The organism is Duganella sp. AC237 (assembly GCF_979254035.1).
Genome location: NZ_CEEDEW010000003.1, coordinates 4,524,367 through 4,539,739 on the forward strand (window position 1 = coordinate 4,524,367; position 15,373 = coordinate 4,539,739).

Sequence of the window (15,373 nt, forward strand, 5' to 3'; positions counted from 1 at the left end):
AGGTACTGGTTGAGGACATGTTACGCGGCGACGTAGCAACCGCCGGCACGACGTTCCATGCCGCTGCGGTCCAGAACCGTGACGGTGCCGCGACGGTATTCGATCAAGCCTTCTTCCTGCAGTTTGCCGGCCGAGCAGGTGATGCTCTCACGGCGCACGCCCAGCATATTGGCGATCATCTCCTGCGTCACTTTCAGTTCGTTGGAAGTGGAGCGGTCCAGACGCTCCAGCAACCAGCGGCACAGGCGCTGCTCGATGCTGCCGTGACGGACACCGGCCACCGTTTGCGCCAGTTGGGCGAACAGCGCGCTGGTATGGCGCATCAGTTGCTGCGCCAGTGCGCCGCCGCTGAAGAAGGCTTCGCGCAGCACGGCCGATTTGATGCGATAGCCGTAACCGGCGCTCTGCACCACTGCCGAACAATTTGCGCGTTCGGTTTCGTACATCGACACGCCGACCACACCTTCGCGGCCTACAACCGCGATCTCGGTCGCGCCGCCGTCTTCCGTCACATACTGCAGCGAGACGATGGCATTGGTCGGGAAGAAGGCGTATTCCATTTTGTCGCCGAAGTCGAACAGGTGTTTGCCGGCGGTCAGGGGCACCAGCTCCAGGTGGTCGAACAAGCTAACCAGTTCCTCACGCGACAGGGCCCGCAGCAGTTCATTCTGCTGTGCGCCGATGATGCTGATGGCGGGCGACGGCGCAGCGGCAGGGGTAACAGCGTGCATTGCCAGTACTGCGTTGCCGGTAGCGGTGGTGTGAGTAGCTTGTTGCATGGCGAGCCTCTTATAGTGTGTTTTATTCCGGTAGATCGTTGCCGACCTGATGGATACACTATATCTCCGCTATGTGCGCTAGCTCATAGGAGCGCGTAGGAGCCTTATGTAGGCTAGGAACATAGCACTTTGTCATCCCAGTCCTACGCGGTCTCTCTTGTATTCCTACCCGGCTTCAAAACGCCCCGACGTAGTTCTCCGCCAGCGCCGTCGCCATCGCGCGCGAGGTCACGATATTCTCCAGCTCCGCGCGCTGCATTTCGCGCTCGAACGGCGTCGCCTCGGCGAAGGTGTGCAGCAGCCGCGTCATCGTCCACGAAAAATACTCGGCGCGCCAAATGCGCTTGAGCGCATCGTCGCTGTAGCTTGCGAGGCGCTCTTCGCTGCCCTTTTTATAGAACTGCTCCAGGCCCCGCGCCAGCAGCTTGACGTCGGAGATGGCCAGGTTCATGCCCTTGGCGCCTGTCGGCGGCACGATGTGCGCCGAATCGCCGGCCAGGAACAAGCGGCCCGATTGCATCGGCGTCGATACGAAGCTTCGCATGCCGATGATATTTTTCTGGAAGATCTTGCCCTCGTTGAGCTTCCAGCCGTCGTGGTTCTCCAGGCGCGCGTGCAGCTCCGCCCAGATCTGGTCGTCCGACCAGTTGTCGACATTATCGGAAGGATCGCACTGGAAGTACAGGCGTTGCACCGTCGGCGAGCGCGTACTTACAAGGGCGTAGCCGCGCTCGTGCTGCGCGTAGATCAATTCCTCGGACGATGGCGCCGACTCGACCAGGATGCCGAACCAGCCGAATGGATATATACGCTGGAAGTTCTTGCGCTGCTCCTGCTCCGGCATCGCAGGGCGGCTGACGCCATGATAGCCATCGCAACCGATGACGAAGTCGGCCTCGATCGAGCGCGCCTCACCTTTGTGCACGAAGGTCACGGATGGTGTCAGCGTATCGACGCCGTGCAGCGCGACCTCGCTCACCTCGAAGAAGATCTGGCCATCGGCGGCCAGGCGCGCCGCCACCAGGTCCTTGATGACCTCATGCTGAGGGTAGACCGTGATGGCCTTACCGGTCAATCCCATCAGGTCGATGCGGTGACGTTTGCCGCCGAAAGCCAGTTCGAAGCCTTCGTGCAGCGCGCCCTCGCTGCGCATGCGCTCTCCGACACCGGAATCGTTCAGGATATCCATCGTGCCCTGTTCCAGCACGCCGGCGCGGATGGTCGCCTCGATGTCGGCGCGGGAGCGGGTTTCGACGATGATCGATTCGATGCCGTCGAGGTGCAGCAAATGGGATAACAGCAGGCCGGCCGGGCCGGCGCCGATGATGGCTACTTGGGTACGCATGGTTGTCTCCGATGTGTGTACGTTTGACTTATTGATCAAATCACTGACGCCATCGTAGCGCCGCCAGCTCCCAAAAAAAATGGATGAAACGGCATAAAACTTGTACTATTTGTACAAATAGCGGATTCCACACCATGCCCTCCCCAGCCCAAGAGCCACGCGCCGAGATACCCAAGTTTGCCCTCTACGGCGAACAAACCCGCACTGAAAACGCCGAATTCGTGCATATAGAGCTGATCGAAACGCGCAGCCGCAGGTACGACTGGCATATCGACAACCACACACACCCGGGACTATTTCAGGTACTTTTTTTATTCGGGGGCGAAGTGCGCGCGAGCGTCAACGACACGCTCTGGGAGCGGCGCGGCCCCGCCGTTTTGACGATCCATCCGTCGGTGGTGCACGGCTTCGATTTTTCGCCGGAGGCGCAGGGTTACGTGCTGACGGTGGACCAGAATGTGATTTTCTCGGCGGCCGACAACCAGGGGGATTTGTATTCCCCGCTGTTTGTCGAGCCGCTTGCGATCGACTTGACGGGACTGCCGGAGGCGCGCGCGCGTCTGGAGGCGCTGCTGCAACAGCTGCTGGCCGAAGCGGCGTGGCCTCAGTACGGCCACACGCTGATGCTCGAGTGGCTGGCGCGCGCCGCCCTGCTGTTGCTGGTGCGGGTGCAGGCCGACCACCGCTTTGCCGACCAGTCGGGCCGGGGAGACTTTGAGTTGTTCAGCCGCTTCAGGGCGGAGGTGGAGCGTCATTTCAAGGAACAGTGGCAGGTCGGCCAGTATGCCGATGTGCTCAAGGCGTCGCCGGTGCGCCTTAACCGCCTGTGCCTCAAGCTGTCCGGCAAATCGGCGTTCGACATCACCCAGGACCGGCTGATGCTGGAGGCCTGCCGCAAACTGACTTACGTCCCGGCCAGCATCGCCAGCATCGCCTACGAACTGGGATTCCAGGATCCGGCCTATTTCAGCCGCCTGTTCAAGAAGCGCATGGGCCTCACGCCCAAGGAATTCCGCAAAAACGACTAAAGCAAAGCGTTCAACTCCACCTGCATCTTGATCAGCGCAGGCAGGCAGCGCTCCACCATCTGGTCGAGCGGCATGCGCGCCGCGTGGACGCTGATGTTCATGGCCGCCACCACCTCGCCGCGAAAATTCTTCAACGGGACAGCCATCGTGCGCAGTCCCAGCTCCATCTCCTGGTCCACCAGCGCGTAGCCCTGCGCCCGGGCGCGCGCAATCTCCAGCGCCAGGCGCTCCTTGCCGACAATCGTATGCTCGGTGATCTGCTCCGGCCGTACCCGGACCAGAAAGGCGTCCAACTGGTCCTGCGGCAGGCTGGCCAACAGCATGCGGCCGTTCGCGGTGCACCACGCAGGCACCCGCGTCCCCGGCTGCAGGGTCGCCGACACCAGTTGACCGGCGCTGACAGCCGCCACGCACACCAACTGATCGTGATCGAGCACGCCGACGGATGCCGCCTCCCCCACCGAATAGGCGAGCCGGTATAACAGCGGCTGCGCCAACCGCGGAAGGCGCGCCGAATGCAGGTAGGACTGGCCGAGCCGCAGCACCATCGGCGTCAGCGAAAACAGCTTGTTCTCGTGTCGCATATAGCCAAGATGCGTGAGCGTGATCAGGTAGCGCCGCGCCGCCGCGCGCGTCAGGCCGGTGCGCTCGGCCACTTCAGCGATGCTCAGGCGGCCGCGCTCCTGGTCGAACGCCTCGATCACCTGCAAGCCTTTTTCGAGGCCGGCGATCATGTCGCGCTTGGCTGGCGCGTCGTTTTCAGTGCTCATAACGGAGAAAAATGGCAATTTGGGCGATATGCGCACAAATTGTGCGTTTAGCGAATATAACACGCCCCCAGCCGCTTGTGACGGCAAGCCCGCTTTCGTACCATCAGCTACAGAACAACCACATCACCCACCTCAGGAGACAGCAGTGAAATTCGATGCTATCGCGCCCGGCGTCTATCCGGAGCTGATTTATTCAGAATATAAATCGACCGCCAAGCGGGGGCCAGTGCAGCCGGCGCTGCGCATCGTCGCGCCGGTCCCGGTGACGCAGAATATCGCGCCATCGCCGCGCATCCTGCTGCCGAACGACATGGACCTGACCGCGCACGGAGAATCGGAACCGCTGGGCGAGAAGATCGTCGTCACGGGCCGCGTGCTCGATGAAGACGGCAAACCGGTACGCAACTCGCTGCTGGAAGTTTGGCAGTGCAACGCGGCCGGCCGCTATCGCCACAAGCGCGACCAACACAACGCGCCGCTGGACCCCAACTTCAACGGCTGGGGCAAGATGATGACCGACGACGATGGCCGCTACCGCTTCGTCACCATCAAGCCCGGCCCGTACCCATGGGGGAACCACGACAAGGCCTGGCGTCCGGCACACATCCACTTCTCGCTGTTCGGGAACGTGTATGCGCAGCGGCTGGTCACGCAGATGTACTTCCCCAGCGATCCGCTGTTCGACTACGATCCGATCTTCCAGAGCATTCCGGACCTGGCCGCGCGCCAGCGCCTGGTCTCGCGCTTCAGCCTTGAGCACACGGTCGGCGCCGAAATGCTGGGCTATGAATTCGACATCGTGCTGCGCGGCCGCGACGCCACGCCAACCGGCATCTGAAGGGAACCGACATGACCAATCCAGCAAAACCGATAACCACCTCGCAGACCATCGGCCCGTTCTCGCACGCGGCGTGGCAATGGGCGGTGGATCTCAGCGACGCCGCCAAGCCGGCCGATGCCATCACCATCAGCGGCACCATCTACGACGGCGACGGCGTGGCGATCAACGATGCCCAGATCGAAGCCTGGCAGCCGGCGGCAGCCGATGCGGAAGCGTCGCAGCCACTGGCAGGCTTCCGCCGCGTGCCGAGCGGCGACCAGGGCGAGTTCACCCTGCGCCTGTACGCCATCCCGCAGGCACCGGGCCTGCCGCTGGCTTACATCACCGTGTTCGCGCGCGGCCTGGTCAAGCACCAGTTCACCGCCGTTTTCCTGGAAGACGACGCCGGACTGGCGGAATCGGCGATACTTGAGCAAATTCCGGCGGCGCGCCGCCCCACCCTGCTCGCGGCGAAAACCGCCGATGGCCAGTACCGCTGGGACATCCATATGCAGGGCGCACAGGAAACCGCCTTCTTCGACTATGTTTGAACCTGAACTGGAGCCGCAGTGAGTGTATCGATTTTCGACAGCTTCCTGACCACCACCGACATGATCGCCGTGTTTGACGACGCGGCCATCGTGCAGGCGATGTTCCGTTTCGAGGAAGCGCTGGCGCAGGCCCAGGCTGATGAAGGCCTGATGGAACCCGCCGCCGCACGCGCGATCGCCGGCGTCTGCAACGCGCAGCTTTACGACATCCCCGCCATCATCAGCGCCGGCCGCCGCGCCGGCAGCCTGGCCATCCCGCTGGTCAAGGAATTGACCAAGACCGTGGCGCTCTACGACGCCGAAGCCGCAGGCAAGGTCCACTGGGGCAGCACCAGCCAGGACGTGATCGACACCGCCATGGTGCTGGCCACGCGCGACGCGCTGCAACTGCTCGATGACGGCCTGCACGACCTGACCGGGCATCTGCTGGAACTGGCGGAGCGGCATCTGGCAACGCCGGTGCTGGCGCGCACCCTGATGCAACCGGCCCAGGTGACCAGCTTCGGTTTCAAGCTGACAGGCTGGCTGGCGCCCCTCGTGCGCGCCCGCCTGCGCCTGCGAGACAGCGCATCGCGCGCGCTGCAGCTGCAACTGGGCGGCGCTGTCGGCACCCTGGCGGTGATGGGAGAACAAGGTCCGGCGGTCGCCGGCCGTGTCGCCGCCGCGCTCAAACTCAAACTGGCAGATGCAGCCTGGCACACGCAGCGCGACGAGTGGGTGCGTCTGGGCCTGGAAGTGGCGGTGTTGTCGGGTAGCCTGGGCAAGCTGGCCACGGACCTGAGCCTGATGGCGCAGGGCGAAATCGCCGAACTGGCCGAACCATCCGGCAATGGGCGCGGCGGCTCGTCGGCCATGCCGCACAAACGCAACCCGGTATCGGCGATGATCGCCCTGGCCGCCGCCACGCGCACGCCGCAGCACGCGGCGGCGCTGTTGGCCAGCATGGGCCAGCAGCATGAGCGGGGACTGGGCAACTGGCAGGCGGAACTCGCCGAGTGGCCCAAACTGTTCCTGAGCGCCCACGGCGCGCTGCAAGCGCTGAACGACGCCTTCGCCGGCCTGCACATCGACAGCACGCGCATGCTGCGCAATATCGATGCGCTGCAAGGGCTGGTGTTCGCCGAGGCGGCATCGGCCTATCTGGCTGCCACGATCGGCAAGCAGGCGGCGCACGCGCTGCTGGAAAAAATGACCGGCGAGGCGCTTTCCAGCCAGCGCCACCTCGCCGATGTACTGGCGGAAGCCGTGAAACAGGACGACAAGCTGCGCGCCCACGTCGACATGGCGCATCTGCACACGCTGTTCGATCCGGTCGCCGCCACCGCGCCGGCACAACGGCTTGCGCAAAAACAGCTGCAAAGCCTGCGAAGCGATATCGCCTCGCTCAACCACAAGTGAAGACACCATGAGCTACGATCCCATCGACCACGACTTCGAACGTGGCCTGAACAACCGCCGCGCCATCCTGGGCGATGCTTGGGTGGACCGGTCACTCGGCAACGCCAACAACTTCAATGCCGATTTCCAGAACCTGATCACGCGTTTCGCCTGGAACGAGATCTGGGGACGTCCGGGTCTTGAACAAAAAACCCGCCGCGCCATTGTCCTCTCCATCACCATCGCCCTGGGCCGTTGGGAAGAATTTGATCTTCACGTGCGCGCAGCGCTGCTGGGCGACGAAACCAACCGCCTGACGCCGGACGAACTGAAGGAAGTGCTGATTCAATCGGCCATTTACGCGGGCGTGCCGGCGGCGAACACCGCCTTCACGCATGCGCTGGTAATCCTGCGCGAGGTGGGCTCGCAGATCGGCTACGAGCTGGAACCTGCGGCCCCCGCCTACGCCAGCCACCCCGGCGCAGGCCGCGAAGGCCGCACAGGCAGCCGGCCATCGCTGCACTACACTGTGCGCGAGCCGCGCAACGGCAAGGCGCCCCGTCACACCGTCGTGCTAAGCCACGCCATCGGCTGCGACTTGACGATGTGGGACGGCTTGGCGAATCAGCTGTCGGAGGATAGCCGCGTCATCGCCTACGATCACCGGGGCCATGGTAGTTCGGAGTCGCCGGCGGGAGCGTACACAATGGCCCATCTGGCCGACGACGCGGCCGCACTGCTGCGCGAACTCGATACCGGACCAGTGGTATGGGTAGGGCTGTCGATGGGCGGCATGGTGGGCCAGGAACTGGCGCTGCGCCACCCGGCGCTGGTGCGCGCGCTGGTGCTGGCCAATACCACGTCCGGCTATCCGCAAGCCGCGCGCGACGCCTGGAATCAGCGTATCGCCACGGTGAACGAGAGCGGCATCGAGGCGATCGCCGATGCCGTCATGGGACGCTACTTCCACGATGGCTTCCGCGCCGAGCACGCGGCGACGGTCGCCCGCTTCCGCCGCCGCGTGGTCTCGACCGACACCGTCGGCTACACCGGCTGCTGCAACGCCGTCGGCACCGTCGACACGACCGCGCGCCTGACGGCGATCCAGACTCCAACCCTGGTGATCGCTGGCGAACTGGATCAGGGAACGCCAATCGAGATGTCGCAAACACTGGTGGACGGCATCCCCGGCGCAAAGCTGGCGATACTCCGCGACGCTTCCCACCTGAGCTACATCGAGCAGCCGTCAGCCTTCAGCCAGGCGGTCCGCTCGTTCATCGCGGAACTTTAGACAAGCCGGGGAGGCAGCTTAAAACCGGTGGTGTATGCCCACACCATAAAAGTTAACCGACGTCGCAGTCTTGCGCTGCGACGCATCGGCATACAAGAACGTCCGCGTCGACAGGTTGTATTCGTACCCCACCCCGATCTGTTTGGTCGGCTCCATGCCATCCGGCGACTTGCGGCCATAGCCGGCCAACAGCGTTCCGGGGCCGATATCCAGATTCGCCCCCACCACCCAGGCCTTCGTCACCGAATTGACGGCAACGGTATGATCCTGGTCCTGGCTCTGGTAAGAAGCCATCAGCTTCAGATCGCGCCTGGGCTGAACCGACGCCGCCACCGACCACAAACGGGTTTCGGCGGCATTGCGTTCCGACGCCAGCATCGCCCCGAACATGCCTGCCTTGTACACCAGGGTGGCGGAATACGGATTGCTGTTCAATTTCGAATTGGCCGGATACTGCGGAGCCGCCGCCGTCCCGCGCCCGATCAGCACCGGATTGCCAAGCGCCTCGTTGCTGGCGACGGTGACGTTGAGCTGCAACCCACCCACCACCGGCGAGTTATAAAACACCGCATTGGAAAAACGATTTGCCGACGACCCGGCAGGGTCGAGCGGCTGGCTGTTGTAACCCGCCACCATCAAGTCGGTTTCAAAACCGGCGGTGCTGGGCGTGCCCCGAAACGGCTCGAACACCACGTTCGAGTCCTGATAGGCGGTCAAGCCGCGCCCGATCCGTACGGTGCCGAAATCGCCCTGGAGACCGACGCGGCTCTGCCCCTGGAATAGCGGACGCGATACACCTTCGACAGCCCCGATATCCGGATCGTAGCGTATCTCAAGCTGGAACAAGGCCTTCAAGCCGCTGCCCAGGTCCTCCACGCCCCTGAAGCCAAGCCGGTTGTTATCGCGCCGTCCCTCGGACAGCGCGCCGCCGGTTTTCTTGGATATGCCCAGATCGATGTTGCCATAAACGGTAACCCCGGACTGCGCCTGCGCCACGCCGCCGGCAGCCAAAGCCGTCAACACCGCCAGCGCAAAAAACGATTTCTTCATGCTTTTTCCTTTCCATTTAAAACCGCGTGCGCCCGCTCGCGATCGATATCCTTCTCCCATACCGCCACCACCACGGTCGCCACGCAGTTGCCGATCAAATTACCGGCCGCGCGCGCGATGCCGATGAACCAATCGACCGACAGCACCAGCACCAGGCCGACCACCGGAATGGCGGGTATCGCCGTCAGGGTGGCCGCGAGGATCACGATGGCCGAACCGGGTACGCCGTGCGCGCCCTTGGAAGTGATCAGCGCGATTGCCAGGATGGACAGCAGATCGCCCGTCGCCAGCGGCGTGTTGGTGGCCTGCGCGATAAATACGGCGGCCAGCGTCAGGTAGATCGAGAACGCATCCAGATTGAAGGAGTAGCCGGTCGGGATAACCAATCCAACGGTCGAATCCTTGATGCCCATGAACTTCAGCTTGCGCATCACCTGCGGAAGCACGCTGTCCGAGGAAGCCGTGCCCAGTACGATGAGCAGTTCCTCGCGCAGGTAGCCGATCAGCTTGAAGATGTTGAAGCCAGCTGCACGCAGGATCGCGCCAAGGATGACGAACACGAACACGATCACCGCGCCGTAGAACAGCAGCACCAGCATGGCCAACTGCTTGAGCGAGCCGATACCGTACTTACCGACCGTGAAGGCGATCGCACCGAACACGCCGATGGGCGCCAGCTTGATGATGAAGGACATGCACTTGAAGAAGGCGGTGGCGAGGCCGTCGATCAGGGTCGCCACCGGCTGCGCCTTCTCGCCGATCAGCGACAGGGCGCAGCCGAATATAATGGAGAACAACAGCACCTGCAGCACGTCGCCGGAGGTGAAGGCGCTGACCACGGTGTTGGGGATCAGCTTGAGCATGAATTCGGCCAGGCCGGCCTTGCGCACGCCCTCGGCGTTATCGACATAGCTGGTCAGCGAGCTGGCGTCGAGCGTGGCGGCATCGATGTTCATGCCAGCCCCGGGATGGAAGACGTAAGCGAACACGATACCCAGCAACAGCGCGATCGTCGTCACCGCCTCGAAATAGATCAGGGCCTTCAGGCCCACACGTCCAACCTTGCGCAATTCGCCCGCGCCGTGGATGCCCTGCACGACAACGCAAAACACGATCATCGGAACGATCATCTTGATCAACTTGATGAATCCATCGCCCAGCGGCTTGAGACTCCGGCCGACATCCGGGTAGAACACCGCCAGCAATATGCCCGCGCACATCGCGACGATGATCTGGCCAAACAGTGATTTGAAAAACCGCATTGCTGATCCCTCCCTATTTATTCAACACGCACAAAACTACCTTTGGTTTCTTTTATCAGGCCCCGCGCATCGCCGATAATCTTTTTTCACTTATCAATTTATTGAAAATCGTTTTTCATCCAGCGTCAACATTTTCCTGTCGCTTGCATCGAAATAGGCGCGGCGTTAGTCGCATTTCGCCGACAACCGCAAACGCCGGGGCGGTGTATATTGGCGCTGCGGCGGGTGATCCTTACGCGCTTTTCCTGGAATGCGATCGATGACAAAAAAAACTCCTTTCATAGACAGCCTCTCGACCACCATCAAGCAGCATCTCGACCAACTGCCGCAGGCCGAAAAGCGCCTGGCGAATGTGATACTGGAGTCGCCCGGACAATTGGCCAGCTATTCGGCTTCGGAGGTGACGCGCATGGCGGGGGTGTCCAACGCGACGATGACGCGGCTGGTTCATCGACTGGGGTATGAGAATTACGACCAGATGCGCCGTCTTGCGCGCGAAGGCAAGGATTGGGGCTCGCCGCTGTATTTGATGGATCGCCGCGAATCGGACGAGGGAGGAAAGGATGGCGGTCCGTTCGATCGCCATGTGTCGGCCAGCGTGCAAAACATCCAGCGCACCTTCGCGGGCATGTCGGCGGCGCAGGTGGGTGAAGTCGGCACCGCGATCGCCAAGGCGCGGCAGGTGCGCGTGTTCGGCCAACGAAACAACTATTTTTTTGCCGCGTACCTGCGCTGGCAGTTCATCCAGTTTCGAAGCAACGTGTATCTACTTCCGGTATCAGGGGAAACGATGGCGGAGTATCTGGTGGGACTGCAGCCGAACGATATTTTCATCGTGTTCGGCCTGCGCCGGCGCACGCCGGGACTGGGCGCGCTGGTCGCCGCCGTCAGCCGGGCGGGCGTAAAGACGGTGCTGATCACCGATTCGTCGAATCACAGCGACCTTGGCGCCACTTGGGTGTTGAAGTGCGATACGGGCAGCGCCACCCCGCTGGACAATCATGCGGCGGTGATGGCGCTGTGCCACGTGCTGGCGTCGCAATTGATCGACAAGACCGGTCAGGCCGGCCGCCAGCGCCTGGTCAAGATCGAGGAGCTGCACGCGCAACTAAACGAGTTGTGATTATCTTGGCGGCTCCTGGCGGATTACGCTGCGCTAATCCGCCCTACGTGGATCAGCAACGAATCAGGTGCCCGGGTCGCGCACTTTATCGACTTTGTCGAATTCCACGTTGAAGAAGGAGCCGCCGCTAGCCTCGGCTTTGCGAATATAAACCGTTTGCACGATATCGCGGGTGCCGGCATCGATACTGACCGGGCCGCGCACGCTGGTCCACTCCATGCCCTTCATCGCCGCCAGCAGCTTGTCGCCGCTGCTGTCGCCAGAGGTCTTCTTGAGCGCCGCATACAGCAGATGCATGCCGTCATAGGCGCCGACCGAGTGGAAGTTTGGTCGCATTCCCTTGTTCGCCTTGCCGAACGCCTCGACATACGCCTTGTTCTCCGCCGACGGATGCGCGGCCGAATAATGATGGCTGCTGACGACACCTGCTACGGCCGGACCGATGCTCGCCATCAGATCGTCGTCCAGCACGTCGCCGGTGCAGATCAAGCGAATGCCGGCGCCGGCCAGACCTCGTTCGGTGAACTGCTTGAGCACCGCCGCGCCCTCGCCCGAGGGCACGAATACAAACAGCGCGTCCGGTTTCAAGTCCTTCACCTTGGCCAGGAACGGCGCGTAATCCGGATTCCGCAATGGCGCGCGCAGGCTTTCCACCACCTTGCCGCCACCCTCGTTGAAATCCTTGACGAACACCTTCTCCGCGTCCAGCCCGGGACCATAGTCGCTCACCAGCGTCACCACGGTTTTCATCTTGTTCTTGGCGGCCCACTGCGCCATCGGCGCGGTCACCTGCGCCAGCGTAAAGCCCGTGCGCACAATGTACGGCGAGCGTTGCGGAATCACCGACGTCGCCGCAGCCATCACGATCATGGGAACCTTGGCCTGCGTGGCCACCGGCGCGGCGGCGAAGGCCAGCGGCGTCAGGCCGAAGCCGGCAAGCACCTGCACCTTCTCGCGCGAGACCAGTTCCTGCGCCAGACGCTTGGTGACATCCGGCGCCACCCCGCCGTCGTCCTTGAGGATGATTTCCACCTGGCGCCCGGCGACGGTGGCGCCGTTCTGCTGCATGAACAGTTTGACGGCTGCCTCGATCTGGCGGCCGGTGGAGGCGAACGGTCCGGACATCGGCACGATCAGACCCACCTTCAACGGCTCGGCCGCAGCAGCGACAGTCGGCAGCACGCCGGCGGACAAGGCGGCCGCGCCCAGCAGGATGTGACGGCGATGCGTATTGATATTCTGTGACATGGTGTCTCCTTCTTGTTTTTTATAGGTCGAGCACGAGGGTCGGGCTTTTGGAACGGGAACAGCAAGGGGTGAACTGGTCGTTGGCCGCCTGTTCTTCTTCGGTCAAATACAGATCGCGGTGATCAGGTACGCCTTCGATCACGCGTGTCAGGCAGGTGCCGCACACGCCCTGCTCGCAGGAAGCCGCGACAAATACGCCGGCGTCCCGCAGCACCTGCATCACGGTGACGCCGGCGGGAACACTGTAACTCGCGCCGGTGGACGACAGTTTGACTTCGAAGGCCAGGTCGCCGCCCGTATCGACGGCGGCCGCGCCGAAGTACTCCAGGTGCAGTTGCGCCTCCGGCCACTGCTGCGCGGCGGCTGCCGCCTTCACGTAGTCGATAAAGCCGGTCGGGCCGCAGAAGTAGATGTGGGTCTCGCGATCCAACCCCGCCAGCAGCGCCGCCAGGTCGAGTTTTTGTTCGGGCGCGCCGCTATCGTAGTGGAAGTGCACCTGCGCGGCGAACGGTGAGGCGGCGATGCGCTCGCGGAAGGCGGTGCGCTCGGGCGAGCGCGCGCAGTAATGCATCTCGAAGTCCGCGCCCTGCGCCGACAACGCCTCCGCCATCGCCAGCACGGGCGTCACACCGATACCACCGGCCAGCAGCAGGCTGCGTTTTGCGTCCACCAACGGAAAGTGGTTTTTCGGCGAGCTGATGGTCAGCGAAGCCCCGACATGGATCTTTTCATGCATGCCCTGTGAGCCGCCGCGCGACGCAGGATCGCGCAGTACGCCGATCAGGTAGCGGTGGGTTTCGTGCGGCGGATTGCATAGCGAGTATTGGCGCACCAGGTCCGGCCCCACATGCACATCGATATGCGAGCCGGCGCTGAAAGCCGGCAGCGGCGTGCCATCCGCGCTCACCAGCTCATAGCTGCAGATATCCTCCGCCTCGCTGGTACGGCGCTCGACGCGGACGTTCAGCAGGCCGGCGCTCATGCCGCCTGCTCCGGCTTCTGCTGCGCGTTCTCCTTCTCCATCCACTGATCCAGCAGACGGCGCGACTGCACGCCGCCGGCGTCGATATTCAGCATCAGCAGCTTGCGGTCGGGATGGCGCAGGATGTTCTGCTGCTGCAGCTCCAGCATCTCCTGGTCTTCGGCGAAGATCTTGCCCTGCCCTTCGCGTATCGTCGCCGTCAATTCCTTGTCCTCGGGCTTGAAGTTGCGCGCCATGCCCCAGAAGTACCAGTGCGACGTCTCCGTCTCCGGCGTGATGAAGTCGACCACGATGCTCGACGCCTTGAACTTCGGATCGGCGTCGTAGCCGCCATTGCCCGCGTGTGCGACGCCCACCTCGATCATCACATGGCTCGGTGGCGTGAAGCGGCAGACCTGCCAGCGGTCGACCGGCACGTCGTCGGCCAGGCCGTTGCCGCGCAGCGCCGCGCGCCAGAACGGCGGCGCCATGATGTTCTCCATGTAGCGGCTGGTGATGACTTCCTCGCCCTCGACGCGGGTGGTGACCGGCGCCTCGTCGATCTCCTTCTGGCCGATGCTCGACGCGTGGACGTAGGTCTCGTGCGTCAGGTCCATCAGGTTATCGATCATCAGACGGTATTCACATTGGATGTGATACAGGCCGCCGCCGTAAGCCCATTCCGGATTGTCCGCCCATTCCAGATGATGGATCAGCGCCGGATCGGCCAGCTCCTTGTCGCCGGTCCAGACCCAGATGAAGCCATAGCGCTCCTCCACCGGATAGCTGCGGATGCAGGGGAAGCCGCGCACGCGCTGGCCCGGCATGCTGATCACCTTACCGTCGCAGCCCATCTCCAGGCCGTGGTAGCCGCAGACCAGCTGCCCCTCGCGCACGAAGCCCAGCGACAGCGGCGCGCCGCGATGCGGACAAAAATCCTCCACCGCCGCCACTTTGCCCTCGGCGCCACGATAAAAAACGATTTTCTCGCCGCAGATCTGGCGGCCCAGCGGTTTGACGTCGATCTCGTCGGGTGTGCAAGCCACATACCATGTGTTTTTTGGATACATCTTGTCTCCTTATTGGTTTTCAGCTTAACATTCAGTGCACTGAATATCGTAAAGTATAGACCGGAAACCGCGGAAGTAAACACCCAGGCCCAATTCTTTTCATATTGCGCCGCACAAGCAGAGAATACGCCATGCCAGAAACCGAAAGCACCTTGACCAATTTGTACGAACATCCGGGACACTTGCTGCGCCGCGCGCAGCAGATATCGGTCTCGATTTTTTACGACGAGATGGGCGGCGAATTGACGCCGGTGCAGTACGCGATGCTGCGCAACCTGGCCGGTAATCCCGGCATCGACCAGGTCTCGCTGTCGGCCGGCAGCGGCATCGACACCTCCACCGGCGCCACCGTGTGCGCGCGGCTGGAGGAGAAGGGTCTGCTGGAGCGCAAAGTCATTCCGACCAATCGTCGCCAGCGCGCTCTGACCATCACCCGCGCCGGCCAGCAGCTGCTGGACGATATGATCCCTGGCGCGCAACGTCTGCGCCGCCGTCTTTTGGCGCCGCTGAGCAGCGAAGAGCAGCTCAAGTTCATGGAGTTGTTGACCAAGCTGGTACAGGAAAACAATGAGCAAAGCCGGGCGCCTTTGACCGCCCCCGCCCCCGCCCCCGCCCCCGCCAGCGCATCGGCACCGACCGTCGCCGTCTACAAAACATAGCGAATAAAAAAGGCGCGCCGCGATGGCGCGCCTGCAAAG

At 62.9% G+C, this 15,373-nt stretch carries 15 protein-coding genes; 7 read left to right on the top strand and 8 right to left on the bottom strand.

The genetic code is table 11. The features are described from left to right. Positions 1–20: 20 nt before the first annotated feature. Positions 21–731, bottom strand: a complete 711-nt coding sequence (locus AC0IYS_RS20045) for a Crp/Fnr family transcriptional regulator (protein ID WP_471708911.1) — start codon at positions 729–731, stop codon at positions 21–23. Positions 732–954: 223 nt separating this feature from the next. Beyond that, positions 955–2,124, bottom strand: a complete 1,170-nt coding sequence (locus AC0IYS_RS20050; RefSeq protein ID WP_471706834.1) for a 4-hydroxybenzoate 3-monooxygenase — start codon at positions 2,122–2,124, stop codon at positions 955–957. A 134-nt stretch (positions 2,125–2,258) separates the two neighbouring features. Between AC0IYS_RS20050 and AC0IYS_RS20055 the strand changes: the two genes are divergently transcribed. Continuing rightward, positions 2,259–3,152, top strand: coding sequence for a helix-turn-helix domain-containing protein (locus AC0IYS_RS20055; protein ID WP_471706835.1), 894 nt, complete (start codon positions 2,259–2,261; stop codon positions 3,150–3,152). On the opposite strand, the gene AC0IYS_RS20060 is transcribed toward AC0IYS_RS20055, so the two are convergent. After that, positions 3,149–3,922: an IclR family transcriptional regulator domain-containing protein gene (locus AC0IYS_RS20060; RefSeq protein ID WP_471706836.1), complete on the bottom strand. Its 774-nt coding sequence runs from the start codon at positions 3,920–3,922 to the stop codon at positions 3,149–3,151. The genes AC0IYS_RS20055 and AC0IYS_RS20060 overlap by 4 nt on opposite strands. Positions 3,923–4,067: 145 nt before the next feature. Between AC0IYS_RS20060 and pcaH the strand changes: the two genes are divergently transcribed. The 4 genes from pcaH to pcaCD are packed head-to-tail and all read left to right on the top strand — an operon-like array spanning position 4,068 to position 7,961. Then, positions 4,068–4,760, top strand: coding sequence for a protocatechuate 3,4-dioxygenase subunit beta (gene pcaH, locus AC0IYS_RS20065; RefSeq protein ID WP_471706837.1), 693 nt, complete (start codon positions 4,068–4,070; stop codon positions 4,758–4,760). Between the two features lie 11 nt (positions 4,761–4,771). Further along, positions 4,772–5,293 carry a peptidase associated/transthyretin-like domain-containing protein gene (locus AC0IYS_RS20070; protein WP_471706838.1) on the top strand — a complete coding sequence of 174 codons (522 nt, stop codon included), beginning with the start codon at positions 4,772–4,774 and terminating at the stop codon, positions 5,291–5,293. A gap of 18 nt (positions 5,294–5,311) precedes the next feature. Next, positions 5,312–6,691, top strand: coding sequence for a lyase family protein (locus tag AC0IYS_RS20075; protein WP_471706839.1), 1,380 nt, complete (start codon positions 5,312–5,314; stop codon positions 6,689–6,691). 7 nt (positions 6,692–6,698) lie between these two features. Then, the gene (gene pcaCD / locus AC0IYS_RS20080; RefSeq protein WP_471706840.1) at positions 6,699–7,961 is read left to right on the top strand and encodes a bifunctional 4-carboxymuconolactone decarboxylase/3-oxoadipate enol-lactonase PcaCD; all 1,263 of its coding nucleotides are present in this window, start codon (positions 6,699–6,701) and stop codon (positions 7,959–7,961) included. A gap of 18 nt (positions 7,962–7,979) precedes the next feature. On the opposite strand, the gene AC0IYS_RS20085 is transcribed toward pcaCD, so the two are convergent. Both AC0IYS_RS20085 and AC0IYS_RS20090 read right to left on the bottom strand, forming a co-directional pair. Continuing rightward, on the bottom strand, positions 7,980–9,011 hold the full coding sequence (locus AC0IYS_RS20085; RefSeq protein ID WP_471706841.1) for a porin: 1,032 nt from the start codon (positions 9,009–9,011) through the stop codon (positions 7,980–7,982). Beyond that, positions 9,008–10,273, bottom strand: a complete 1,266-nt coding sequence (locus tag AC0IYS_RS20090) for a C4-dicarboxylate transporter DctA (protein ID WP_471706842.1) — start codon at positions 10,271–10,273, stop codon at positions 9,008–9,010. The genes AC0IYS_RS20085 and AC0IYS_RS20090 overlap by 4 nt, the downstream gene beginning before the upstream one ends. A 259-nt stretch (positions 10,274–10,532) precedes the next feature. Between AC0IYS_RS20090 and AC0IYS_RS20095 the strand changes: the two genes are divergently transcribed. Next, the gene (locus AC0IYS_RS20095) at positions 10,533–11,396 is read left to right on the top strand and encodes a MurR/RpiR family transcriptional regulator (protein ID WP_471706843.1); all 864 of its coding nucleotides are present in this window, start codon (positions 10,533–10,535) and stop codon (positions 11,394–11,396) included. Positions 11,397–11,459: 63 nt separating this feature from the next. On the opposite strand, the gene AC0IYS_RS20100 is transcribed toward AC0IYS_RS20095, so the two are convergent. The 3 genes from AC0IYS_RS20100 to AC0IYS_RS20110 are packed head-to-tail and all read right to left on the bottom strand — an operon-like array spanning position 11,460 to position 14,675. Further along, entirely contained in the window at positions 11,460–12,644 is a 1,185-nt protein-coding gene (locus AC0IYS_RS20100; protein ID WP_471706844.1) for an ABC transporter substrate-binding protein, read from the bottom strand. A gap of 19 nt (positions 12,645–12,663) precedes the next feature. Further along, complete coding sequence (locus AC0IYS_RS20105; protein ID WP_471706845.1) at positions 12,664–13,626, bottom strand: PDR/VanB family oxidoreductase; 963 nt, start codon at positions 13,624–13,626, stop codon at positions 12,664–12,666. Further along, a complete protein-coding gene (locus AC0IYS_RS20110) occupies positions 13,623–14,675 on the bottom strand; it encodes an aromatic ring-hydroxylating dioxygenase subunit alpha (RefSeq protein WP_471706846.1) in 1,053 nt (350 codons plus the stop codon). Before AC0IYS_RS20110 ends, AC0IYS_RS20105 begins: the two co-directional genes overlap by 4 nt. Before the next feature lie 131 nt (positions 14,676–14,806). Between AC0IYS_RS20110 and AC0IYS_RS20115 the strand changes: the two genes are divergently transcribed. Next, complete coding sequence (locus AC0IYS_RS20115; protein ID WP_471706847.1) at positions 14,807–15,334, top strand: MarR family winged helix-turn-helix transcriptional regulator; 528 nt, start codon at positions 14,807–14,809, stop codon at positions 15,332–15,334. Positions 15,335–15,373: the final 39 nt, after the last annotated feature.

Coding starts and splice junctions, on each gene's coding strand:
- AC0IYS_RS20045 (WP_471708911.1), bottom strand. CDS start 731: ATGCACGCTGTTACCCCTGCCGCTGCGCCGTCGCCCGCCATCAGCATC.
- AC0IYS_RS20050 (WP_471706834.1), bottom strand. CDS start 2,124: ATGCGTACCCAAGTAGCCATCATCGGCGCCGGCCCGGCCGGCCTGCTG.
- AC0IYS_RS20055 (WP_471706835.1), top strand. CDS start 2,259: ATGCCCTCCCCAGCCCAAGAGCCACGCGCCGAGATACCCAAGTTTGCC.
- AC0IYS_RS20060 (WP_471706836.1), bottom strand. CDS start 3,922: ATGAGCACTGAAAACGACGCGCCAGCCAAGCGCGACATGATCGCCGGC.
- AC0IYS_RS20070 (WP_471706838.1), top strand. CDS start 4,772: ATGACCAATCCAGCAAAACCGATAACCACCTCGCAGACCATCGGCCCG.
- pcaCD (WP_471706840.1), top strand. CDS start 6,699: ATGAGCTACGATCCCATCGACCACGACTTCGAACGTGGCCTGAACAAC.
- AC0IYS_RS20085 (WP_471706841.1), bottom strand. CDS start 9,011: ATGAAGAAATCGTTTTTTGCGCTGGCGGTGTTGACGGCTTTGGCTGCC.
- AC0IYS_RS20090 (WP_471706842.1), bottom strand. CDS start 10,273: ATGCGGTTTTTCAAATCACTGTTTGGCCAGATCATCGTCGCGATGTGC.
- AC0IYS_RS20095 (WP_471706843.1), top strand. CDS start 10,533: ATGACAAAAAAAACTCCTTTCATAGACAGCCTCTCGACCACCATCAAG.
- AC0IYS_RS20100 (WP_471706844.1), bottom strand. CDS start 12,644: ATGTCACAGAATATCAATACGCATCGCCGTCACATCCTGCTGGGCGCG.
- AC0IYS_RS20105 (WP_471706845.1), bottom strand. CDS start 13,626: ATGAGCGCCGGCCTGCTGAACGTCCGCGTCGAGCGCCGTACCAGCGAG.
- AC0IYS_RS20110 (WP_471706846.1), bottom strand. CDS start 14,675: ATGTATCCAAAAAACACATGGTATGTGGCTTGCACACCCGACGAGATC.
- AC0IYS_RS20115 (WP_471706847.1), top strand. CDS start 14,807: ATGCCAGAAACCGAAAGCACCTTGACCAATTTGTACGAACATCCGGGA.